The sequence below is a fragment of the Streptomyces albidicamelliae genome (assembly GCF_025642175.1).
GTDB classification, from domain to species: domain Bacteria; phylum Actinomycetota; class Actinomycetes; order Streptomycetales; family Streptomycetaceae; genus Streptomyces; species Streptomyces albidocamelliae.
This window is the reverse complement of sequence record NZ_CP106795.1, coordinates 6,650,673-6,672,798: the sequence shown is the minus strand read 5'-3', so window position 1 is coordinate 6,672,798 and position 22,126 is coordinate 6,650,673. Positions and strand designations below refer to the sequence as shown.

At 73.7% G+C, this 22,126-nt stretch carries 18 protein-coding genes; all 18 read right to left on the bottom strand.

What is annotated here, in order from left to right:
- Nucleotides 1-39: 39 nt before the first annotated feature.
- The 18 genes from N8I86_RS30160 to N8I86_RS30075 all read right to left on the bottom strand — a co-directional run bounded on the left by N8I86_RS30160 (nucleotide 40) and on the right by N8I86_RS30075 (nucleotide 22,042).
- Nucleotides 40-1,056 (bottom strand): alpha/beta fold hydrolase, encoded by a 1,017-nt coding sequence (locus tag N8I86_RS30160; protein WP_073896932.1) that lies wholly within the window; start codon nucleotides 1,054-1,056, stop codon nucleotides 40-42.
- Nucleotides 1,053-1,235 (bottom strand): hypothetical protein, encoded by a 183-nt coding sequence (locus tag N8I86_RS30155; protein ID WP_073896935.1) that lies wholly within the window; start codon nucleotides 1,233-1,235, stop codon nucleotides 1,053-1,055. Before N8I86_RS30155 ends, N8I86_RS30160 begins: the two co-directional genes overlap by 4 nt.
- On the bottom strand, nucleotides 1,232-2,344 hold the full coding sequence (locus N8I86_RS30150) for an esterase FrsA (RefSeq protein WP_263279163.1): 1,113 nt from the start codon (nucleotides 2,342-2,344) through the stop codon (nucleotides 1,232-1,234). Before N8I86_RS30150 ends, N8I86_RS30155 begins: the two co-directional genes overlap by 4 nt.
- Nucleotides 2,345-2,455: 111 nt before the next feature.
- Nucleotides 2,456-3,286 (bottom strand): 4'-phosphopantetheinyl transferase family protein, encoded by an 831-nt coding sequence (locus N8I86_RS30145; protein WP_385326523.1) that lies wholly within the window; start codon nucleotides 3,284-3,286, stop codon nucleotides 2,456-2,458.
- A complete protein-coding gene (locus tag N8I86_RS30140) occupies nucleotides 3,240-4,106 on the bottom strand; it encodes a 2-oxo acid dehydrogenase subunit E2 (protein ID WP_263279161.1) in 867 nt (288 codons plus the stop codon). The genes N8I86_RS30145 and N8I86_RS30140 overlap by 47 nt, the downstream gene beginning before the upstream one ends.
- On the bottom strand, nucleotides 4,103-4,345 hold the full coding sequence (locus N8I86_RS30135) for an acyl carrier protein (protein WP_073896941.1): 243 nt from the start codon (nucleotides 4,343-4,345) through the stop codon (nucleotides 4,103-4,105). Before N8I86_RS30135 ends, N8I86_RS30140 begins: the two co-directional genes overlap by 4 nt.
- Nucleotides 4,342-5,364 carry a 3-oxoacyl-ACP synthase III family protein gene (locus tag N8I86_RS30130; protein WP_263279160.1) on the bottom strand — a complete coding sequence of 341 codons (1,023 nt, stop codon included), beginning with the start codon at nucleotides 5,362-5,364 and terminating at the stop codon, nucleotides 4,342-4,344. The genes N8I86_RS30135 and N8I86_RS30130 overlap by 4 nt, the downstream gene beginning before the upstream one ends.
- A complete protein-coding gene (locus tag N8I86_RS30125) occupies nucleotides 5,361-6,776 on the bottom strand; it encodes an acyltransferase domain-containing protein (RefSeq protein ID WP_263279159.1) in 1,416 nt (471 codons plus the stop codon). The genes N8I86_RS30130 and N8I86_RS30125 overlap by 4 nt, the downstream gene beginning before the upstream one ends.
- A 68-nt stretch (nucleotides 6,777-6,844) precedes the next feature.
- On the bottom strand, nucleotides 6,845-8,395 hold the full coding sequence (locus N8I86_RS30120) for a beta-ketoacyl synthase N-terminal-like domain-containing protein (protein ID WP_263279158.1): 1,551 nt from the start codon (nucleotides 8,393-8,395) through the stop codon (nucleotides 6,845-6,847).
- On the bottom strand, nucleotides 8,395-8,673 hold the full coding sequence (locus N8I86_RS30115; RefSeq protein ID WP_073897824.1) for an acyl carrier protein: 279 nt from the start codon (nucleotides 8,671-8,673) through the stop codon (nucleotides 8,395-8,397). Before N8I86_RS30115 ends, N8I86_RS30120 begins: the two co-directional genes overlap by 1 nt.
- Nucleotides 8,674-8,723: 50 nt before the next feature.
- Entirely contained in the window at nucleotides 8,724-10,508 is a 1,785-nt protein-coding gene (locus N8I86_RS30110; RefSeq protein ID WP_123440193.1) for an acyl-CoA dehydrogenase, read from the bottom strand.
- Between the two features lie 9 nt (nucleotides 10,509-10,517).
- Entirely contained in the window at nucleotides 10,518-12,293 is a 1,776-nt protein-coding gene (locus N8I86_RS30105; RefSeq protein ID WP_263279157.1) for an acyl-CoA dehydrogenase family protein, read from the bottom strand.
- A 1-nt stretch (nucleotide 12,294) separates the two neighbouring features.
- Nucleotides 12,295-14,079 carry a fatty acyl-AMP ligase gene (locus tag N8I86_RS30100; protein ID WP_073896951.1) on the bottom strand — a complete coding sequence of 595 codons (1,785 nt, stop codon included), beginning with the start codon at nucleotides 14,077-14,079 and terminating at the stop codon, nucleotides 12,295-12,297.
- A gap of 483 nt (nucleotides 14,080-14,562) precedes the next feature.
- On the bottom strand, nucleotides 14,563-16,494 hold the full coding sequence (locus tag N8I86_RS30095; protein ID WP_263279156.1) for an HAD-IIIC family phosphatase: 1,932 nt from the start codon (nucleotides 16,492-16,494) through the stop codon (nucleotides 14,563-14,565).
- A gap of 218 nt (nucleotides 16,495-16,712) precedes the next feature.
- Nucleotides 16,713-17,408, bottom strand: coding sequence for a hemerythrin domain-containing protein (locus N8I86_RS30090; RefSeq protein WP_263279155.1), 696 nt, complete (start codon nucleotides 17,406-17,408; stop codon nucleotides 16,713-16,715).
- Between the two features lie 109 nt (nucleotides 17,409-17,517).
- Nucleotides 17,518-17,988: an SRPBCC domain-containing protein gene (locus N8I86_RS30085; RefSeq protein WP_263280171.1), complete on the bottom strand. Its 471-nt coding sequence runs from the start codon at nucleotides 17,986-17,988 to the stop codon at nucleotides 17,518-17,520.
- Nucleotides 17,989-18,133: 145 nt separating this feature from the next.
- Nucleotides 18,134-18,766 (bottom strand): TetR/AcrR family transcriptional regulator, encoded by a 633-nt coding sequence (locus tag N8I86_RS30080; protein WP_073896959.1) that lies wholly within the window; start codon nucleotides 18,764-18,766, stop codon nucleotides 18,134-18,136.
- A gap of 1,086 nt (nucleotides 18,767-19,852) precedes the next feature.
- Nucleotides 19,853-22,042, bottom strand: coding sequence for an MMPL family transporter (locus tag N8I86_RS30075; RefSeq protein WP_263279154.1), 2,190 nt, complete (start codon nucleotides 22,040-22,042; stop codon nucleotides 19,853-19,855).
- Between the last annotated feature and the right edge of the window lie 84 nt (nucleotides 22,043-22,126).

Sequence of the window (22,126 nt, the reverse complement as noted above, 5' to 3'; positions counted from 1 at the left end):
TTCGCTGCCGGCCGCTCTCCCGTGGCGTCCGGCGCGGGGTCAGGCCGGGCGCAGGGTGCGGGGTGACGGGCCGTCGGCCGCCGGCTCCGGTGCGACGCGGGGCCGGGAGGTGGGGCGGCGGTTGCGGAGCAGGTCGCGCCATTCCTCGGGGCTGAAGCTCGCCGGGCGGGTGGTGTCGATGAAGTCCCGCAGGACCGCGCGGAACCGGTCGGGGTCGGTGCGGAACGGGAAGTGGCCGGCCTCCTCGAAGATCTCCAGCCGGCTGCCCGGCATCGAGACGTGGCCGAGCCCTCCGTGCAGCGCCGGCACCACCTGGTCGCGGCCGCCCCAGACCAGCATGGTGGGCATGCCCTGGGCCAGGTAGCAGCGGTCGAGCATGGTGCCCACCTGTCCGCGCCAGTCGACGACCGCCCGCAGTGTGCGCACGAACGCGTTGATGGAGGTGGCGTCGGGCAGCGCGTCCACCACCCGCAGGATGTCGGGCGCGTCCACGGCCAGGTCGGTGCGCAGCCACTGGAGCACCTTCACCGCGGCCCCGATCTGCCAGCGTGAGGTGGGCAGTTGCAGCAGGTGGAGCAGGGCCTGCGCGCCGGGCAGGGTGGCCGCCCGCAGCAGCGGGGTGACCTGGCGGCTGATTCCACCGGTCCCGACCAGCACCAGCCGCTCGCAGCGGTCCGGGAACTGGTAGGCGAACTGCATGGCGACCGCGCCGCCGAGGGAGTGCCCGACGATGGTGGCGCGTTCGACGCCGAGGACGCTGAGCAGGTCCCGCATGCCGTTGGCGTACGCGGCGAGCGAGTAGTCGGCGCGGGGTTTGTCGGACTGTCCGTGGCCGAGCAGGTCGGGTGCGATCACCCGGTAGTGCTTGGCGAGTCCGGGCATGACGTCGCGCCAGGTGTCGGACGAGTCGCCGATGCCGTGGATGAGCAGGACGGCGTCGCCCTTGCCGGCCATCCGGAAGGCTCTGCGGTAGCCGTGCACCGTGCGGTGGCGCAGCCGGATGCTGCCGCCGCCCGGGGACCTGCCCGGAGTGTTCTGCGCGGCCACTGGTCTCATGCCTCCTCGTGGCGGCTCGGGCGGTGGGTGGGGCCCGGCCGGTCCTCGGTGTCGTGGGGGGCCTGCGCGGTCCGGAAGCGGGTGTGCGTCAGATCGCTCTCGATCACTCCGAGCGAGGCGAGACTGTGCCAGGGGCGCACGGCGGCGACCTTGGTCCTGGTGAAGGGTTTGCCGGTCATGACTGCCTCTCTCCGGGTGCGAAGGCGGTGGGTCGGGGGTGGGTGCGGGCGGTGTCCTCTTCGGTCGTGGGGGCGGCGGCCGCGGTACGGCGGCCGGTGATCCGGGTCAGCAGCAGCTGCGAGACCAGCCAGCGCCGCATCGCGCCCAGGTGGGCGGGTGAGCCGTGGACGTCGTCGAAGGTCTTGACGCGCAGGTCGGGCAGGGCGCGCAGCAGGTGCTGCTCACCGGCCGGGATGATCTCGTCGCGGCTGCTGGCGACGTACCGGACGGGGATGCGCACGCGGCGCAACTGCTCGGCCGTCATGGCGTGCCGGGGCAGTTCGGACCAGAGGGCGGCGCGGTCGGGGGCGCCGGTCAGGGCGCACAGGGTGTCGGCGGTGATGCCGGGGACGCGCGGCCACCAGGCGGGGTCGGTGAAGAAGGCGCCGACGGGGGCGCCGACGGTGAGCACCCGGCGGATGCGGGTGTCCTCGGTGGCGGCGCGCAGGGCCAGCCGGCCGCTGAAGCTGAGGGTGAGCATGGAGGTGTCGGAGACCTTCGCCCGGCCTTCCAGGCGGTCCATCAGGTGGGGCAGCAGCCGCCAGGAGCCGGGGGTGTGGCGGACGGTGTTCTCGCCGACGCCGGGGAACTCCGTCACGACGGCCGCGTAGCCGAGCCGGGCGAACAGCGGCAGCAGCGGTGCCCACTGTTCCTTCACGCTGACGATGCCGCCCATCACGACGAGCAGGGGGCGCGGGCGCGGGGCGTCGAGGCCGGTCGCCCAGGCGGCCACGGTGCCGCCCTCGTAGGGCAGTTCGAGGCGGACGATGTCCCGGCGGCGTTCGCGCCAGATGTCGAAGGTGGACACCACGAGCCGTCCGGCGGCTTCACGGGCGGGGTCGCCGTGGTGGGGGAAGCGGGCGAGCGCGAAGTGCGCGCAGGCGTCGAGGAGCCGGCCGTAGGAGGCGGCGATGCGGCCCTCGCGGGTCCAGGTGGCGGCCCAGGAACGCGGGTCGCCGCAGGTGTCGTTGGTGATCCCGGTCAGGATCCGTTCGACGCGGCGCGGTGCCATGCCCTGTCCCCTGGCGTGCAGGAGGGCGAATTCCTTGAGTTCGGCGAGATGGTCCATGTGCGTCTCCGGTCTCTTCCGTCCCGCGGGACGTCCACCGTCCCGGATCCCGCTTGCGGGCCGGTTGCACGGCGGGCCCCGGCGGGGTGGTTCCGGCGGGGCGGGCTCCGCTCACCACCAGTCGTCGTCGCGCCGGTGGTCGGGCTCGTCGGCGCCGAGGGCCTCGGCGAGGGCGTCGACGATGCCGTCGTCGAGCATCGTGTGCGCCTGGGTGTCGGTGGTGACGCCGAAGCCGGAGTCACCGACGGCCACGCTGACCGTGTACCGCCCGAGCAGCGAGAAGGTACGGAAGGCCCACTCGCTGCCGGTGCCCGGAGTCCCGTCCGGGCGCCGCACCTCGGTGGGGGTGCCGTCGGTCTCGAAGCCGAAGTCGGTGAAGCGGAACTGCATGCCGAGCCCGATGGCCTTGCTGTACGCCTCCTTGAGGGTCCACAGGCGGACCAGCGCGGGGTCCCGGTCCGCCGGTGCCATGGCCTCGATCAGCTGCACCTCGCGCGGGGTGCACAGGTGCCGGCCGAGGCCGGCCCCGTACAGGGTGCGGTCGGCGCGCTCGGCGTCCACGCCGATGACCGCTCCGGTGGCGAGGCCCACCAGCAGCAGGTCCTCGGTGTGGCTGAGGCTGATCTGCACACCGTCGTATCCGTGCAGGTACGGCCGCCCCGAGGGGGTGTAGCCGAGTTCGACCGTCTGCGGCTGCACGCGCAGGGCGGCGCCGGCCGCGAACTTCAGGAGCACCCGGGAGGCGGCGAAGCGGGTGCGCACCTCCGGGTGGGTCAGGTCCAGGTAGCGGGCCCAGTCACGGCCGAGGAGGGTGCGCAGGCGGGGGCCGCCGGCCCGTTCCGGACGCCAGTGGTCCAGTTGGGCGTACAGGACGGCGGTGGCGTGCGTCGCGAGGTCACCGCGGACTCTGTTCCAGTCCCCGCGCGGCCCGCTGATCATGATCGGTTCCCCGAAGGTCCGGCCCGGGGACGCCTTCCCTGGAGCCGTCATCGAATTCCTCCATGCTGTGTCGGAGATCGCTGAGCACGTCGGCGGCGGTGGCCCCGTCGATCACCCGGTGGTCGAAGGTGAGCCCGAGCCGCATGACGGGCGCGGGGACGACCTGCCCGGCGCGTACGACGGCCCGGTCGATGATCCGCCCGGCGCACAGGGTGACCGCCGTACCGCCCGCCGAGTGGAAGCCGTCGACGTCGCGGTGGCCCAGGGAGCTGACCGAGACGGTGCCGAAGACCTCGGGGCGTCTGCGGGGGCTGCGCAGCGCGGCGGCGAAGGCCGCGCGGCCGAGCGGCACCGGGAGCCGGCCGAGCATCCGGACGCCCTTGAACTCGGGGAGGGTGCCCGCGTCCGCGCCGCGGTAGCGGTCGACACGGTCCTGGATCTCCTGGAGCGAGGCGCTCTCCAGCCCCGGCACCAGGGCGGAGAGCACCGTGCGTTCGCCGTCCAGGGTGCGGTCGAGGGCGAGCTTCGCGGTGACCTCGCCGAACCGCAGGGTGCGGGGGCGGCGCAGCGCCGACGGCCAGCCGGGTGCCAGAACCGCGTTGGCCCGGGGGTGGCGGGCGAGGACGCGGCCGGTGGCGTGCAGCAGGTAGCTGACCACGGAGACGCGGGTGCCCTCCGCGCGGGCCGCGCCCCGGTGCTCCTGGATCCGGGTCATGTCGACCTCGGTGTCCAGGTGCACCGGCCGCTGGTCCGCCGCCCACTCCAGGAAGTACAGGGTGTGGCGGCGGCGCCGTTCGGTGTGCGGGACGGGTGTGCCGCTCACGCGGGGACCGCCAGTTCGTAGATCTCCTTGAGGCTGCGGGCCTCCAGCACGCGGCCGACGGGTACGGGCCGGCCGGTGGCCTGTTCCACGGCGGTGACGAGTTTCAGCAGGTGCAGGGAGTCCCACTCGGGGACCTCGTCGAAGTCGGCGGCGATCTGCTCGTCGGTCAGGGGCAGGCCGAGTTCGTCGCGGACGGTGTCGGCGAAGTCGTCCAGGCTGTACGCGTGTCGGGTGCTCATACCTTCTCCAGGGCGAAGCCGGCCTTGATCCATTTGCTGGACTCGATGGCGACCGCCAGGGCCTTCTGGCCGGCGGACATGGTCTCCAGGAGCCGTTCGATCTGCAGGAACGGCAGGGCGTTGCCGTTGTTGCCGGTCTCGGCGACGCAGGAGACCTCCGTGGCCGTCGGCACGTCGAGCTGTTCGGTGATCTTCCGGGTCATGCGGCCGGACAGCTGCGGCGGCAGCAGGTAGTCCAGTTCGCCGGCGTCCCAGCCGAGTTCGCCGAGGAGTTCCCAGAGGATCTCCACGGCCATGACCGGGACCTGTTCCTCGATGGCCTTGTAGTCCTCGGTGAGGGCCTGGCGGTCGTCGAAGCGGTCGGCGAGGCCGAACCACTCGATGACCTGGCCGGCTTTGCGCCCCAGCCCGGTGAAACGGTTCAGCACCTGCTTGACCGCGACCTGTTCGCCGCGCGGCTCGTCGGTGAGCACGGCGGCCCCCGCCCCGTCCCCGAACAGGACGAAGTTGACGAGGTCGCTGGGCGCGGCCTTGGACAGGTCGCGGTTCAGGTCGAGGTGCTTGCTGCACACGTCACCGCCGATGACCAGGCCGGTGCGGTACTCCCCGGAGGCGATGAGGGTGCGGCCGAGGCTCAGCGCCTGCACCGCGCCCGCGCAGCCCGACTGCAACTGGAACGTGGGCACCTGGTCGATGCCGAGCTGGTCGGCCACGTTGTTCACGGTGGCCGGCATCAGCGTGTCCGGGGTGGCGGTGCCCAGCACCACGAACTCGATGTCGGCGAGGTCCACCCCGGACGACTTCACCGCCCGTTCGGCCGCGCGGGCGCACAGGTCGGCCAGCGACCAGCGGACCTCACCGGTCGTCAGGTCGCGGGCGAAGTGCCGGGTCCGGGTGCCGATGAACACCTCGATCCATTCCTCGTTGGCGCCGAGCACCTTGGCCAGTTCGGCGTTGCCGACCGGATCGCCGGGCAGCGCGGTGCCGACCGAGGCGAGATACACCTGGTTGTCGGTCATGCCGTCCTCTCCTCGACAGGGGCGGATGCGGTTCCGCAGTGGTCCCGCAGGAAGTCCACGAGGTCCCCGACCGAGGCCAGCCTGGGCAGCAGGTCCTGCACGGTCAGCGTGGCGACGGCGGGCAGTCGCTCCTCGATGCGGCCCTTCAGCTCCATGACCATCACGGAGTCGAAGCCGAGGTCCTCGTAGAGCCGCAGGTACGGGCTGAGTTCGTCGGTCTCGTAGCCGCCGACCTGGCCGATGGCCTCCAGGGCGGCCTCGGTCACCGGGTCGCCGGGTGCCGGGCGCTCCAGGGTGAGCACGCCGGTACCGGCCGGTTCGCGTTCCGCGGCCGGCGCGCTCTCGCGGGCCGCGGAGCGCGGCAGTTCGGCGAGCGGCGCGTCGTGGCGGGCGCGGACGGGTCCGCCGCGGGTCCAGTAGCGGTGGGCGTCGCTGAAGACGTACGGCGGCAGCCGGTACGCGGTCCGGTCCCGCTCCTCGTACACGGCGTCCCAGTCGGGGGTGACGCCGCCCCGGTACAGCTCGGCGAGCGCGTCCGCGAGGTCCCGGCCGGCGGAGTCCTCGCCGCGCACCGGCAGGACGAACGCGGGCCGGGCTCCGGGGGCGGCCTGCGGCAGCTTGCGGGTCATCGAGGACAGCACGGGTGACGGCCCGATCTCCACGGCGTGGGTCGGTCCCGCCGCCAGCAGTGCGGCGGCCGCGTCCGCGAAGAGCACCGGACGGCGGACGTGCGCCACCCAGTAGTCGGCGTCCATCGGCTCGTCGTCCAGCACCCTGCCGTACAGGGTCGAGAACAGCGGCAGCCGGGGCGTGCCGCCGCCGACCTCGCGGGCAATCTCCGCGAACTCCTCCAGCATCGGGTCCATGAGGTACGAGTGGAACGCGTGCGACACCCGCAGCGTCCGGGTGCGTATCCCGTCCCGGTCGAGTTCCTTGTCGATCCGCCGCAGTGCCGCCAGCTCGCCGGACAGCACCGTGGCGCGCGGGCCGTTGACGACGGCGACGCCGACGCGCGGCTCTGCCGCCAGGCGCTCCTCCAGTTCCTCGCGGCCCGCCAGGACGGCCAGCATGCCGCCGCCGTCGGGCAGCCGCTGCATGAGCGCGCCGCGGGCGGCGATCAGCCGGGCGGCGTCCTCCAGCGGGAACACACCGGCGAGGCAGGCTGCCGCGTACTCGCCGACGCTGTGGCCGAGCAGCAGGTCCGGGCGCACGCCGAGTTCCCCGAGGGTACGGCCGAGCGCGTAGCCGACGGCGAACAGCGCGGGCTGCGCCCACCGGGTGCGGTGCACGGACTCGTCGCCGCCGAGCAGCAGGTCGCGTACCGACTCCCCGGTGTGCGGGAGCAGGGCCGCGTCGGCCTCGTCGAGGAAGCGGCGGTAGAGGGGCGAGTCCCGGTAGAGCCCCGCCGTCATGCGCGGGTACTGGGAGCCCTGGCCGGTGAAGAGGAACGCGGTGCGCGGCCGGGCGCCGGGCGCCCCGGTCAGCCGGGCCAGCAGATCCGGGTCGGCGGCGGCCGCGCGGAGCCGCTCGACGAGGGCGTCGGTGTCCCCGCGGACACCGCGAAACGGTAGCGGTGTCCGGCCTTGACCCGGTTGGAGGTCCAGGCGACGGGCCCGAGCGGGGCCCGGCGCGCGGCGAGCGCCTCGGACTGCGCGAGCAGGTTGCGGCGCAGCGCGTCGGGTGCCGGGGCGGACAGGGTGAAGACGCCGGTGCCGATCCCGGTGGTGTCGCCGGCCGGTTCCGGGCGCGGGCGGGCGGACTGCGGCGGCGCGGACTCCAGTACGGCGTGGGCGTTGGTGCCGCCCATGCCGAAGCTGCTGAGGCCGGCCACGGACGTGCCGCGCGGCAGCCGCAGCGGGGCCTTGAGCAGCCGCAGCCCCTTCTGGCGCAGGCCCAGCTGCGCGTTCTCCTTGGCGGAGAACCGGCTGGCCGGCACGGTCCGGTGGTGCAGGGACAGGGCGACCTTGATGAGCCCGGCGATACCGGCCGCGCCCTCGGTGTGGCCCAGGTTTCCCTTGACCGAGCCCAGCGCCATCGGCTTGGCGGAGCGGCCGGCGTGGTGGTGGCCCAGGGCGGCGGCCTCCATCATGTCGCCGAGCGCGGTGCCGGTGCCGTGTCCCTCGGTGAAGGCGACGTCGGCCGGCTCGACGCCGGCGCGGCGGTAGGCCGCCGCGATGACGTCCTGCTGGGCCCAGCGGTTGGGCGCGGTCAGCCCGTTGCTGCGGCCGTCCTGGTTGACCGCGGTGCCGCGGACGACGGCGTAGATCTGCTGTCCGTCCGCGAGCGCGTCCTCCAGGCGGCGCAGCACCACCGCGCCGACGCCCTCGCCGCGGCCGATGCCGTCGGCCTGGGCGCTGAACGGCTTGCACCGTCCGTCGGGCGCGGACAGCCCGGCCTGGGTGTAGAAGATCGACAGGGCGGGGGTGAGCGCCACGTTCACCCCGGCGGCGATGGCGTAGTCGCACTCCCCCGACAGCAGGGCGTTGCCCGCCAGGTGCACGGCGACCAGGGACGACGAGCAGGCGGTGTCGACGGCGAGGCTCGGGCCCTTGAGGTCGAGGTGGTAGGAGATCCGGTTGGCCGTCATGCAGTAGCCGTTGCCGGAGCCGGCCTGGGCGGTGACGTGGTCGTAGTCGGTGAGGTGCAGCTGGGCCCACTCGTTGCCCATGATGCCGACGAAGACACCGGTCGCGGTGCCGGCGAGCCGCTGGGGCGGCAGGCCGGCGTCCTCGACGGCCCGCCAGGCGCACTGCAGCAGCAGGCGCTGCTGCGGGTCCATGGCGGCCGCCTCGCGGGGCGAGATGGTGAAGAACTCGTTGTCGAACGCGTCGGGGTCGTCGATGAAGCCGCCCTGGGTGGTGTTGCTGCGTCCCTCGGCCTGGGTGGCCGAGTGGAATTCCTTGGCGGCCCACCGCTGTTCGGGGACGGTGCCGATGCCGTCCCCCGAGCGCATGAGCAGGTCCCAGTAGGCGCCCGGATCGGGCGCCCCCGGGAACCGGCAGTCGATGCCGACGATGGCGATCCGGTCCATCAGCTCGCCGCCGCCTCGGTGGCCAGGCTCTCCGCGAGGTGGGCGGCGAGCGCCTGGACGGTCGGGTAGTCCCAGGCGACGGTGGGTTCGAGGACCAGGTCGAAGTCCTCCTCGATGTCGCCGCACAGGCTGAGCGCGGCCACCGAGTCCAGGCCGTACTCGGCGAGCGGCACGACCGGGTCGATCTCCTCGGGCCGGCGCTTGAGGTAGAGGGCGATGCGGTCGGACAGCCACGCGGTCAGCTCGTCGGCGGTGCGTCCGGTGGTGGGAACGGCCATGATGTGCTCCTCGGAGAGGGTCTGACGGTGCGTGCGCACCGACGGCGGGGTCAGCCGGCCAGCGGGGCGTTGTAGAGGTCGTAGCTGCGGGTCCCGTCGAAGCGGCGGAGCACTTCGTCGTGCAGCCGCTGCTCGCAGGAGTCGGGCAGGTCGGGCAGCTGGAGGCCGAGCCGTCGGCCCAGCCGGTGCAGTGCGGCGGCGAGCCAGGCCGGATCGGCCAGGAAGGGGTCGGTGCCGCCCTGGGCCTGCTGCCACACACCGATCACGGAGGCGGCGGCGAGCACCACCGCGTACCGGTCGGCGAGCGCGAAGGCGGCGGGGCTGGCGAGGGCGGTGCGGTCCTGGGGGGCGAGGCCGAGGCTCTGCTCCTGGAGCCGGCGCAGCTCGTCCATGAAACGCAGGGCGATGCCGTGCGCCGCGCGTTCCTCGGGGCTGCCGCTGGGCAGCAGGTCGACGGCGGCGACCAGGGTGGCGCTCAGTCCGTCCCGGCCGCTGGCGAGGGTGAGCCGGTCGAACGGGATGCCGGGCAGGTCCTCGCGCGGCCGGAACACGGTGGCGGGCGCCGGTTCGTCGCGGAACCAGGAGCGCCGGGCGAGCCGGGACAGCTGCGGGATGATCGTGGCCTGGCAGGCCGCGGAACCGGCGTGGCCGAGGCTGAGCACCGGCAGGTCGCGCACATGCTTCTGGAAGATCCCGAACTCGCCCTCGCGGACGTAGAAGCGGGCACCGAGCACGATGGACAGGTCGTACATCGCGTCGGTGAGCATCTTGGGCACCAGGTACTTCACCGCGGCCGCGTAGACGCTGGTCTCCTCCGGCAGCACGTGCACCGCGCGGGTGGCGGCCAGCGACAGGCTGTCGCTGATCAGCAGGTCCAGGAAGGTGTTCGCGAGGGTCGAGCGGGCGTGCGGGATGTCCATCACGGACTTGCGGTACAGCTGTCGGCCGAGTGCGAAGCCGACGACGGTGCGCAGGGCGGTGTCGGTGGCGCCGATCGCCATGCCGGGGACGGCGCTGCGGGTGATCTGGAAGGCGCGCAGGGCCAGTTCGACGCCCTTGCCCTCCTCGCCGACCAGCGCGGAGGCGGGGACCGGGCAGTCGGTGAAGTCCAGGCCCGACAGGTGGCAGCCGCGCACCCCGACGGCGTCGTAGCGCGGCAGGACCTGGAAGCGGTCCTGGTCGAGGCCGGCCCGTTCGGCGAACACCACGGAGTGGCTGCGGCTGCCGGGTGCCGGGCTGGTACGGCTGAACAGCACCCAGGCGGCGGCCCGGTCGGCGTTGTTGATGACCTGCTTGGCGCCGTTGAGGAGGTAGCCGCCGTCGGCCGGGCGGGCCTGGAACTCGTTGCGCACGAAGTCGTTGCCGTGCGCCAGTTCGTGGTAGGCGACGGACACCTTCTGCCCGTCGAGCAGGAGCTCCGCGAGGCGCCCGCGCTGCTCGGCGGTGCCCGAGCTCCACACGTTGACCGCGGCCATGAACGAGGTCACGCCGTAGCCGAGGCCGAGCGCGATGTCACGCCGGAAGACCTGCCGCAGCACGCGGACCAGGGTGTCGATCCGCTCCAGCCGTCCGCCGTGCTCCAGCGGTACGAAGTCGGCGTTGAGGACCAGTTCGTCCAGGGCCCGCTCGCCGGCCTCGGAGAGCTCGGCGCGCTCGTCGGCCTCCAGCAGCCTGGCGTACGACAGTTCGCCGCGCTCGTCCGTGGGGTCGCCGAGCCGGCGCTCCAGTTCGGCGATGCGGGCGACGACCCGCTCCTCCTGGCCGCCGGGCGGGTGCGGTCCGGGTCCGGGGGCGGGCGCTCCGTGCGGCCCGGGGGCCGCGGTACCGATCAGCATGGCGTCCTCTCAGTTCCTCGCGGTCGCCGCGTCGGCCACCGGCTCGGTCGGCTTGCCCGGCAGCCGGTAGGGGTGCAGCGAGAAGAGTTCGCCGGAGCGCCGGGTCGTGTGCAGGTGGTCGAGCAGCGCGTCGTAGGCCTCGGTGTCCCCGGTGTCCGGCTCGCCGAGGCGGGTCAGCAGCCGGTCCAGGCCGGCGCGCAGCCACAGGCCGTCGCGCCACAGCGGTTCGGCGCGGGTGCCGGTGAACTGCGGGGCGCTGTGGGTCCACAGGCCGAGGCAGACCGCCGCCGCGTGGCACAGGGTGTAGCGGCGGGCGGTGTCGAACGCGGCGGGCGGTACGTCGCCGATGACGCCCTGCCACCGTTCCATGTCGGTGTGCACGCGGTCGGTGACCTCGGCGATCCGCCGGGCCGCGGCGGCCGCGGGGAGCAGGGCGGGGCGTTCCCCGGCCAGCGCGGTGAGCCGGGCCACGGAGGCGTCGAGGCCGGCCAGGACGGCGCTGCCGTGCCGGGCCACCAGGGACAGCCGGCCCGGATCGAGCGCCGGCAGGGGGGCCGACAGGTCGTACGCGGTCTGCGCGCCGGCCAGGTTGCCGGTGCCCCGGCCTCTGCCCCGGACGAGTGAACGGAACTGGTTGATCAGGGAGTTGAGGTTGACCAGGGTGTTGCCGTCGAAGAGGCCGACGATCCGGTGGTCGCGCTCCACCTTTTGGAACATGCCGTTCGCGTGGACGCCCTTGAGGAAGGCGCGGGCGCCGAGGAGCCGGGTCAGCTGGGCGAGGACGTCCTCGGTGCCGCTGGGCAGCAGGTACTTGGTGACCGCCGCGGTGACGCTCATCTCCTCGGTCAGGGTGTGCACGAAGCGGGCGGCGACGGTGGCCAGGGCCTCGTGCACGAGGACGTCGGCGGCCGCCGTGCCGAGGGTCCGCCGTGCCTGGGGCAGGTCGGACAGGCGGCGCCCGTACAGCTCGCGCCCCTCGGCGAAGTCCTGGGCGAGGCGCAGCCCGTGGTCGGCGGCGCCCAGCGAGAGGGCGGCGCACATCGTGCGGGTCAGCTGGAGTGCCTTCAGCACGGTCTCCAGGCCGGTGCCCTCGGTGCCGACCAGCGCGGACCGGGGCACCGGCGCGTCCTGGAAGGCGATGCCGGAGATGTCGGCGCCGCGGATGCCGTGGGTGTGCACCTTGGGCAGATGGCGGTAGTGGTCCTTGTCCAGCTCGCGCTTGTCCACGAGCAGGACGCTGAACCCGCGCGGGCCGCCGGCCGGGTCGGTGCGGGTGAGCAGGGACAGCAGGCTGCCCCGGGTGGCGTTGTTGATCAGCCACTTCTCGCCGTTGACCAGCCAGCCGTCCGTGCCGTCGGTGCCCCGCACCTCGCCGGCGAGCAGGTCGCTGCCGTGGGCGCGTTCGGTCAGGCCGAGCGAGACGGGCACACCGGCCCGGATGTCCGCGCCGAGCCGGGCGGCCTGCTCGGGGGTGCCGGCCACCCAGACGCAGACTCCGCCGAGGTAGGTCTTGCCGTGCCCGATGGCGACGGTGAGGTCGCGGCGGGCCACGGCTCGCATCAGCTGGAGCAGTTGCTCGTAGTCGGTCAGCCGGCCGCCGTGCTCGGCGGGGACGTAGTGGCCGGGCAGTCCCCAGTCGTCCAGGCGCCGGCAGATGGCGGCGGGGAACTCCTCCTTCTCGTCCAGCTCGACGGAGCGGGCGTGCGAGAACCAGCCGCTGGGATCGCCGGGGTCGCCGAGGAACCGGTCCAGTTCCTCGGCGAGCCGGTAGGGCGTGTCGCGCATGTCAGACCGCCGGGGCGAGCGAGGAGCCGGTGGCGTCGGCGACGATCCGGCGGACCGCCGGTTCGAGCACCTCGTACAGCGGGGTGAGCGCGCCCTCGAGGAACAGCTTGCGCATCAGGGTGCGCTGGATCTTCCCGCTGGTGGTCTTGCGGATGGTGCCGGGCCGCACCAGGACGACGTTGCCCGCCGGGATCTGGAGGTCCTGGCCGAGCAGCCGCTGTACGCCGGTGGCGAGGCCGCGCAGGTCGCCGCTGACGGCGCTCACCCGGACCTCCTGCACGACGATGAGGTGCTCCCGGTCGGTCTCGACGGTGAACACGGCGCCGGAGCCGATGCCGAGGGCCTTGTCGGTGGACTGGACGGCCCGCTCGACGTCCTGCGGGTAGAGGTTGCGGCCGGCGAAGATGATCAGCTCCTTCAGGCGGCCCGTCACATACAGTTCGCCGTCCTCCAGCGCGCCCAGGTCACCGGTGCGCAGCCAGCCGCCGGCGTCCTCGCCGCCCTTGCCGTCGGTGATGTGCGCGTCGAAGATCTCGACGTTGGTCAGCGGGCGCTTCCAGTAGCCGTCGGCGACGCTGTCGCCCTTGACCCAGATCTCGCCGACCGTGCCCTCGGGCCGCTCGCGGCGGCTGTCGGGGTCGACGACGCGGACGGTGAAGTCCTGGACGACGCCGCTGCTCACGAGGTGGCGCACGGAGCCGCCGTCCCGCGGGCCGTCCAGCGTGCCCTGCTCCAGCGAGGCGGAGTCGACCGTGCGGACCGCGGGCTGCCGGTCCTTGGGGGTGCCGGAGACCAGCAGGGTGGTCTCGGCCATGCCGTAGCAGGGGAAGAACGCCTCGGGGCGGAAGCCGGCCGGTGCGAAGCGCTCGCTGAACGCCTTGATGGTCTCGGCGCGGACCGGCTCGGCGCCGTTGCCCGCGCATTCCCAGCCGGACAGGTCGAGTTCGGCGAGCTGCTCGTCGGTGATGCGACGCGTGCACAGGTCGTACGCGAAGTTGGGGCCGCCGCCGATGTTGGCGCCGTGCTCGCCGAACACCTTCAGCCAGCGCTGCGGGCGGCGCAGGAAGGACACCGGGGACATCAGCACGGCGGAACCGCCGACGTACAGCGGGTGCAGCACGTGCCCGATGAGTCCCATGTCGTGGTAGAAGGGCAGCCAGCCGCCGAACCGGGAGCGGGCACTGGTGCCGGCCGCCCGCTGGATGGCGGCCTCGTTGGCCAGCAGGTTCCGGTGGGAGACCATCACGCCCTTGGGGTCGCTGGTCGAGCCGGAGGTGTACTGCAGGAAGGCGAGGTGCTCGGGGCCGAGGTCCGGCACGGTGTAGGCGCCCGGGTCGCCGTACTCCCCGGTGTCGGTGGCGAGGCAGAGCACGTCCGTCATGCCCTCCGCGGCCAGCCAGGCGGAGATCTCCGGGGCGCTGGCGGAGTCGGTGAGGACGGCACGGACCTCGGCGTCGCGCAGGATGCCGGAGACCCGGGTGAAGTGCTGGCCCTGCTCGGTGGGCAGCGGGGCGGGCACGGCGACGGAACCCGCGTAGAGGCAGCCGGTGAACGCCTTGATGAAGTCGTTGCCCGACGGGTACAGCAGCAGCACCTGCCGGCCGGCGGCGCCGTTCTCCTGGAGCCAGGAGGCGATGCGCCGGGCCTCCCGGTCGAGTCCGCTGTACGAAAGGTGCTCCGGAGCCGATCCGTTGGCATCGTCCGGCAGGAAGATGAAGGCGTCCTCGGTACCGAGCTCGGCCGCACGATCCAGGACCAGTTCCGTGAAGGTTCGGAAGCTTGTCAACGTCTTTGCCTGACCTCTCCGGGATCCGCAGGCATGGCGCCGGCGATGGGGTTGGGACGTACTCGATGCTGGTTCGCCCCGCTAAGGCGCCGCTTGCGCTGGACACTTGGGGCGAACCGGGACCGTCCGGCCGCGCGAAAGGGCCTGCCGTCCGCCACGGGGGATGGCGGACGGCAGGCCGGAGGGGGTGCGGTCGGTTCCCGGCCCCGCCCGGTGGGAGGCGGCACATCGCGACGGGGGACGTGAGCGACGTGGCGGACCCACGGGCGGGACCGGGAAGTGCGGTGGGCCCTAGGGGGTTTCGTCTGGATCAGGTCGGACCAGGCCGCGGCGTCCGGTGCGGTGCGTCGCAAGGCGGAGGACCACCCGCGTTCTGGGCGTACTCGGGTGGTCCGACAACGCGGCGTGGGGGTACCCCCGGCCGAAGGCTGGGGGAGTGCCGTGCCGGGCGTCGCGGACCCGGGCTGATCCAGACGAAGCCCCCTAGACCGGCGGGGCGGTGAACGTGGCGTCGAGGGTGACGTGGCCGGGGACCGGCGGGAGGTCGGTGAGCGGGTGGACGAAGTCCAGCCCGCCGTCCGGGGTCTCGCCGGCCGTCCGGAAGCCGAGGGACGGGTAGAGGTCGCGTACCTTGTGGTTCTTCGCGGTGGGCCGGTACGCGGCCGTCACCGCTTGGGCGCCGGTCTCCCGGGCGTGGGCGAGGAGCGCGCCGAGCGCGGACTGCTCGATGCCGCGGGCGAAGACACGGCAGCTCAGCAGCATGTTGTCGATCCGCAGACCGTCCCCGGTGCGCTCCGCGAACACCGCGCCGACCAGACCGTTGTCACCGAAGCGGTCCCGGGAGCGGACGGCGAGGACCAGGTGCCCGGGGGTGTCCAGCAGCCGCCGTACGTCGGCGGGCTGGAGCCGTCGGGTGGTCAGGTTGAACTGGTTGGTGCGCAGGGTGATCTGGGAGATCCGGGCGACGTCCGGCTCGGTCACCGGGGACACGGTGACCCTCACGTCCAGGGCACGGAGGTAGTCCTCCGGGGTGGCCGCCGAGTCGAGCAGTTCACGGCGGCCCGCGTCGGCCCGGTACTGTCCGGCGCGCTGCCGGTCCGCCTCGGTCAGTTCGGGGGTGTCGAACCAGCCGTCGGCCAGCAGCCGGTCGATGTGCAGCGCGGGCTCCTCGTCGAGGCGCACCACGGCGGCCTCGGGCAGGCCGGTGGCGACGAGACCGCACTCGAAGGGCGAGTCGTCGGCGAAGACGAGGCTGTCGGTGCCCAGGTTGAGCCGGGAGGCGATCTCGCGCAGATTGGCGTCCTTCGGCCGCCAGTTGGCGGTCACCTGCACGAACGCGTCGGGCCTGAGCACCATGTCGGGGTGGTCGGCCAGCACCCGCTCCACGGGTTCCTGGTCGTTCTTGCTGCACACGGCGAGGAGTACGCCCTGCGAGCCGAGCTGGGCGACGACCTTCTGGAAGGCGGCGAAGGCCTCGCCGCGGTAGCTGCCGGCCATCGCGATGCCGTCGGGTCCGTCGTCGCCGAGCACGCCGTCCCAGAGGGTGTTGTCGAGGTCGACGACGAGGACCTTCTTGGTGCGGCCGCGTACGACGCGGGCTAGGTGGCCGACCCGGCGGGCGTACCGGGCGAGCAGTTCGGCGCCCAGGTGCTCCTTGGTGTAGACGGCGAGCCTGCTGTCGCGGACCGGTCCGGACTCGGCGACCAGCGGTTCCAGGTCGACCACGTGCACCCGGGCGTGGCGCAGCGCCAGCTTCAGCAGTCCGGTGTTGAACTCCCGCCAGAGAATTGAGAGTTCGGTGCGCGAGCGATGGTCCACGAGCTGGTTCAGCTGGCCGGTCAGCAACGGGAGGGTGTTGAGGACCAGGGTGCCCGAGCCCTCGCGGACGTAGGTCTCCGCCAGCCGCTCGATGAGCCTCAGGTTCGCCGCGAGCGCCTCCTCGGCGTCCGGCAGCCGCCAGGGCGAGGGGAGCTGGTCGAAGACGAACTGGGCGTCGAGCAGGACGAGGGAGAGGTCGGTGTCCCGCGCGTAGAGCGGTCCGGCGGTGTCCTGGAGGTCGCGGCGCCAGGAGTCGTGGTCGCCGACGACGGCGCGCAACGGGATGCCGTGGCGGGCCAGTTCGGCGGTGAGCGGGCCGGTGAGGGCGTCGAGGGTGCCGTGGCCCGACACGGTCACGGTGAGCGGTAGGGCCTCGGGGTGCAGGGCGTGCACGGCGTCGGGGTCGACACGGGCGAGCAGCCGGCCGGCGCGGGACAGGTCGCCGGCCGCGGTGGGGCCGGCGGCGAGCACGGCGAGCAGTCCGGGCAGGGCCGGGAACTCCGCGGCGAGCCGGTCGGTGCGGTGCAGGGTGCGGACGCGGTCCAGGGCCTCGTCCCGGTCGGCAGGCAGGGGCCTGGTGGTCACGGGTGCGGTCACGGGCTCTTCCTCACTTCGCTGCCTTCACTTCGTGGACGACTTCGACGGGTTTCGGGGTCGTGACCGCGGGCCCGCCGCGGCGGGTACCGGTCCCGCGATGGCAGGTCCCGGGTCCGCCGCGGCAGATGCCGGGACCGCCCGGGAGCCATCTGGCCGCCGCTCGCCGGCGACGGCCGGGCACCGCCTCGTGCGCCGTGCCGTGCTCCGCCGCTGCCGCGTCAGGCCACCGGCACGCCGACGCCGCCGGACGCGCGGGTGCCGTGCAGCCGCGCCCTGGTGCGCCAGCGCAGGGTGCGGCCCGCGATCCGGTAGATCAGCCGTACGGGTCCGGGGAGCCGGCCCAGGAACTCGTCCCGGCGGTCGTCAGCGGCGGCCTCCCCCAGCGCGCCGAGCATGTAGAGGCGCTGCGCCTTGGGTACGACGGCCCGGCCGCGTTCGCTGAGCACCGCCCACTCGGCGACGGTGAACCGCCCGGGCACCAGCGGCAGGATGTGCTCCTCCTCGTCGCCGAGGTGGGCCTCCAGCGCGGGCAGCAGTTCGGCGCAGGCGTCCGCGACGGTGTCCCGGAGCGCCGGGTCGGCGCTCGCGCGCCACTGCGGCAGTGCCGAACGCAGCCGGCCGAGGGCGTCGGCGATCCGCTCGTGCTGTTCCTCCATGCGGGCCGTCAGCGCCGGTTCGACGGCGGGATCGACCGCGAGCCGCGGCCAGACCAGCTCGTCCTCCGCGAGGTGATGTTCCGTCAGCATGGCGTCGAGCGCGTCGAGATGGTCCGCGACGATGCCGCTGCGCGCGCGGTCGCCGGGGCGGACCCCTCGCACCAGTGGCACCGCCGCCCTGTACTCCTGCATGAAGAGCCGGTGCACCACGATCATCTCGTCGGTGTCCGGCACACCCCGCCCGTTCCTGGCCGCCATCGGTCTCACCTGGCCCTCGTGATCGGTACGTCGCGACCGGATCGTCTCCGGCCGCCCTTAAGCCGTTCTTGCGCCGGCGTCCCCGCGCGGGCGGGGTCGCCGGCCGTGCTCAGTGCCGCGTGTTCTCCACGCGCTTCTTCAGCGCCTCGTTCATCGCCCGGAACTGGGGCGGGGTCTCCGCGCGCAGTTTGCTCTCGGCGATCGGGACCAGGACCCCGCTGAAGCTCTCGCTCTGGGTGAGCCGTACGGTGCCGGGTCCCGCGCGTTCGATGACGAAGCGGTGTTCGCCGTCCACGAGCCAGCCGGGGCCGAGCTTGCCGAGCCAGCGCAGTTCCCGGCCCGGCCGTGCGACGAGGACCTCGGGGTCGAAGGTGGAGGTACCGCTCGGCTGCCGCAGCTGGTTGCGCATGGTCGCGCCGGGGCGCAGCCGGCCGTCGTCGGAGGTGATCTCGGCGCTGGTCATGAAGGGGTTCCACTGCGGGTACGCCGAGAAGTCGGTGAGCACGCCCCAGACCTGCTCGGGGTCGGCCTTGATCTCGACGGACGCGGTGAGCCGTACCGGATGCTCGTGGGTCCACAGGGTGTAGCCGCCCAGGGCCGCCAGCAGCGCGGACGCGGTGACCAGCGGCCAGGTGCGGCGCCTGCGCCGCCGGGCGGCCGGTGTCGCGGCGGACGCGCTCGGCAGGGTCGCGGGTGCGGTGGCGGTGGGGGTGTGGAGGGCATGGTCAGTTCCTCTCCGGGTGGGGGGTGGCGGCGGCTCCGGTCAGTGCGTGGTCGACCAGGTCCCGGACGTACGCGGCGTCGATCGGCTCGCCGGTGACGAGGAGCCGGTAGTACAGCGCTCCGGCCAGCTGGTCGAAGAGCACCGTGGAACTGGTGCCCGCGCGCAGGTCGCCGCGTTCCCGGGCGTGGTCGAGCAGAGCCAGGACGAGGGTGTTGCGCCGGGCGAACAGGCCCCGGACGGCGTCGCCGACGTCCGGGTGGCGGGCGGCCGCGGCGACGAGTTCGGCGACCATTCCGGCCGACCGGTCGTCCCGGTCGCCGGTCCGGCCGACCGCGCGCATCCGGTTGAGCCCGGTGGCGATGGCGGTGAGGTAGACGGTCAGGTCGGCGCGGACGTCTCCGGTGTCGGCGACGGGCACCTCGTCCTGGACCTTGGCGACGAGGGCGACGAGCAGGTGGTCCTTGGTCGGCCAGCGGCGGTAGAGCGTGGTCTTGGCGACCCCGGCCCGCACGGCCGCCTCGTCCATGACGAACCGGTCGTACCCCCGCGCGAACAGCAGTTCCTGCGCGGCCCCGAGGATCCGCGCGTCGGCGTCCTCGCTCCGTGGACGCCCTCTGCGTGCGGTCCCTGTCATACGCCCGCTCCTCCTCGCCGTCGTGTCGCCGAGCCGTCGCCGGTCCGGCTTTCCGCTACGGCCGTTTCGATATTCAGAGTAGGAAGGGGCCGGGGATATCCGCAACGGCCGTAGCGTAATTGGCCGGATCGAACCGGGCGCGCGGGGGCGCGAAGGGGGTTGTTTACGGGGCGCGCGCCCGGGGGCGGTCGACTGGGAGGGTGCGTCTCCTGACGGCCGGGACACACGAGGTGCGTCCGGGGACTTATCGGTGCGGGGCACGGGCGGCGAGGGCCGGAGCGGGCACGCACGCCCGAGAGGCCCGCGCGCGGCCACGCGGCCGACTGCGCACGCGGTCGGGGGCGGCAGGGGTGGGCGTGCGGATGCCCGTGGAAGGACGCATCGTGCGGCCGTCGCCGCTTCAGGGACGCGTGCCCCTGCGGATGTCCCGTGCCGGGGCCCAACGGCCGACGTCGCGGCGCGCAACCGCCGGGCGGCAAGGGGCGAGTGTGCGGGCGGGCCGGGCGTGGAAGGTCGTACCGCGGCCGTCGCCGCCTCCGAGACGGGTGCCCGTGCAGATGTCCCGTGCCGGGGCCCGACGGCTAGCGTCGCGGCGCGTAACCGCCGGGCGGCAAGGGGCGAGTGTGCGGACGGGCCGGGCCTGGTAGGTCGTATCGCGGCCGTCGCCGCCTCCGAGACCGGTGCCCCTGCGTGTCCGGGTGCCCCAACAGCCGACGTCGCGGCGAGAAACCGCCGGGCGGAAAGGGGCGAGTGTGCGGACGGGCCGGGCCTTGAAGGACGTACCGCGGCCGTCGCCGCCTCCGAGACGGGGCCCCTGCGTGTCCGGAGCCGGGACCCCGACGGCCGGCGTCGCGGCACGTAACCGCCGGGCGGCAAGGGGCACGTGTGCGGCTGGCGTATCGCGCGGCCGCCGCCTCCGAGACCGGTGCCCCTGCGGGTGCCCGGGGCCGGGGCCCCGACGGCCGGCGTCGCGGCGCGTGCCCGGCGGGCGGCGTACGCGGGGCGTCGGGCCAGGGCCGCGCGTGGCGGGGGACGTGGGCGGCCCGGGGCCCCCGTCGACGGGGGCCCGGGCCGTGTGGGGTGGGGTCAGGTGGTGGACACCGCCGGGCCCCGTGTCTGGGTCTCCTCGGCGGGGGACGTGGCCGGCTCGGTCTCCGGCGGTTCCATGCGGTCCAGGCGGAGTCTGGTGTGCAGGCGGCGCAACGGGCCCGGTGCCCACCAGTTGACGCTGCCGAGCAGGGCCATCAGCGAGGGCACCAGCAGGGCCCGTACCACCGTCGCGTCGACCAGCACGGCGAACGCCGTGCCGAGGCCCAGCTCCTGCACGAAGACCAGCCGGGACAACGCGAGCGCGCCCACCGCCAGGCAGAACAGCGCCGCCGCCGAGGTGACGATCGGGCCGGTCCGGGCCAGGCCCTCGGCCACCGCCTCCCGGTCGTCGAGGCCCGCGCCCCTGCCCTCCTTGATCCGGCCCAGCAGGAAGACGTTGTAGTCCGTGGAGAGTCCGAAGGCCAGGGCGAAGACGAGGACCGGGGTGGTCGCCTCGATGCCGTTCTGGGCGGTGAAACCGAGGTTGCCGTCCTGGAACACCCACACCAGGAAGCCGAGGGCGGCCCCCGTGGACAGCGTGTTCATCAGCAGCGCCTTGAAGGGCAGGATCACCGAACCGGAGAAGGCGAACAGCAGCACCAGGGTGATCAGCGCGAGGACCCCGGCGGCGAGCGGCACCTTGGCGGCGATGCTGGCCTTCTGGGCGAGGAAGTCGGCGCTCACACCGGTGTAGCGGGCGGGCACCGGCGCCGGGACGTCCTGCACCTTCGCCGCCGCGTCCTTGGCCGTGGTGCCGAGCGGGGCGCCGCGCAGTACCGCGTCGACCTCCCAGTGCCGGGCGTCCAGACGGAAGGGGGTGCCCACCGACTCCACGCCCGGGACCCGGCCGATCCGCTGGGCGTAGGAGGCGAGTTCCGTGCCGCCGGGGGTGTCGAGGACGATCTGCAGCGGTGCGGCGGGCGGCTTGTCGAAGTCGCTGGTCAGAGCCCGGGACACCTTGCCGGCACTGGTGGAGGCGGGCAGTGTCGAGGGGTCGGCGCCGGTGAACTTCAGACCGGCGACCGGTGCCGCCACGAGCAGCAGCACAGCCGTCGCCGCGACCGCGACCACCACGGGCCGGCGCATCACGCCGGAGGCGATCCGGTGCCAGCGGTCACCGGCCTCCTCCCGTGCGGTGCTGTCGCGCTGCCAGCGGCGCGGGGCCAGGGAGTTGACCCGCCGCCCGAGCAGGGCCAGCAGGGCGGGCAGTCCGAGCAGCGCGAACAGCGCCGCCGACACGACGGTGATGACGCCGGCGAGGCCCATGGAGCGCAGGTACGGGTGCGGGAAGACGGTGATGGCGGCCAGTGCCGCGGCCACCGTCAGGGAGCTGAAGAACACGGTCCGGCCGGCGGTCGCGACGGTGCGCGCGACGGCCTGGCGGCCCGGACCGTGGACCGCCAGTTCCTCGCGGTAGCGGGAGACGATGAGCAGTCCGAAGTCGACCGCGAGGCCCAGGCCCAGCGCGAACGCGAGGTTGAGGGCACCGGTGGAGACGTCCATGAACTCGGTGGCGACGCGCAGTCCGGCGAGGGTGAGCAACAGGGTGACGATCGCGCCGACCAGCGGCACCAGGGCGGCGACGACGCCCCGGAACACCAGCACGAGCAGGATCAGGATGAACGGCAGCGCGAGGCTCTCGGCCTTGGCCAGGTCCTCGTTGGACACCGAGGCGACCTGGACGTGTCCCGGCGTCGAACCGCCCAGCCAGGCCCTGCCCTTGAGGTCCGGGTTGTCGGCGATGGCCTGCTGGAGCGCCTTCTCCGCGTCGACGGTGTCCTTCTCCCGCATGGGGGCCACCGTGCCGAGGACGACCGTGCTGTGGCCGTCCCTGCTGATCAGAGCCGGGTTCGTGGCGTAGTCGACGACCTGTTCGGTCTCCGGGCGCCCGCGCAGCAGAGCCACAGCGGCGGACACCGGCGCGGGCGGCGGGGCCTTCGGATCGAGGGCCGCGTCGGTGCGCACGAGTACGGCGTAGCCCTGCTGGGCGTCGACGCCGGTGGCCTGCTGGATGATCCGGCGGGCCGTGACGTTGGCGCCGCCCGGGTCGTCGTAGTCGGAGAGTCCGTTGGTGAGCTTGCTGTCGACGGTACCGCCGAAGAAGGCGGCGAGGACGGCCGCCAGGACCGCCAGTAACAGGGCGGCGCGCCGCCTGGCGTGCAGTGCGGAGCCCAGGCCAGAGAACATCGATCGTCACCTTCCGTTGGTGTACGCAGTGTTCTAGCGAGCGCTTTAGCCCCGCTGAAGGCGAGGGGGCGAGACTCGGCCACA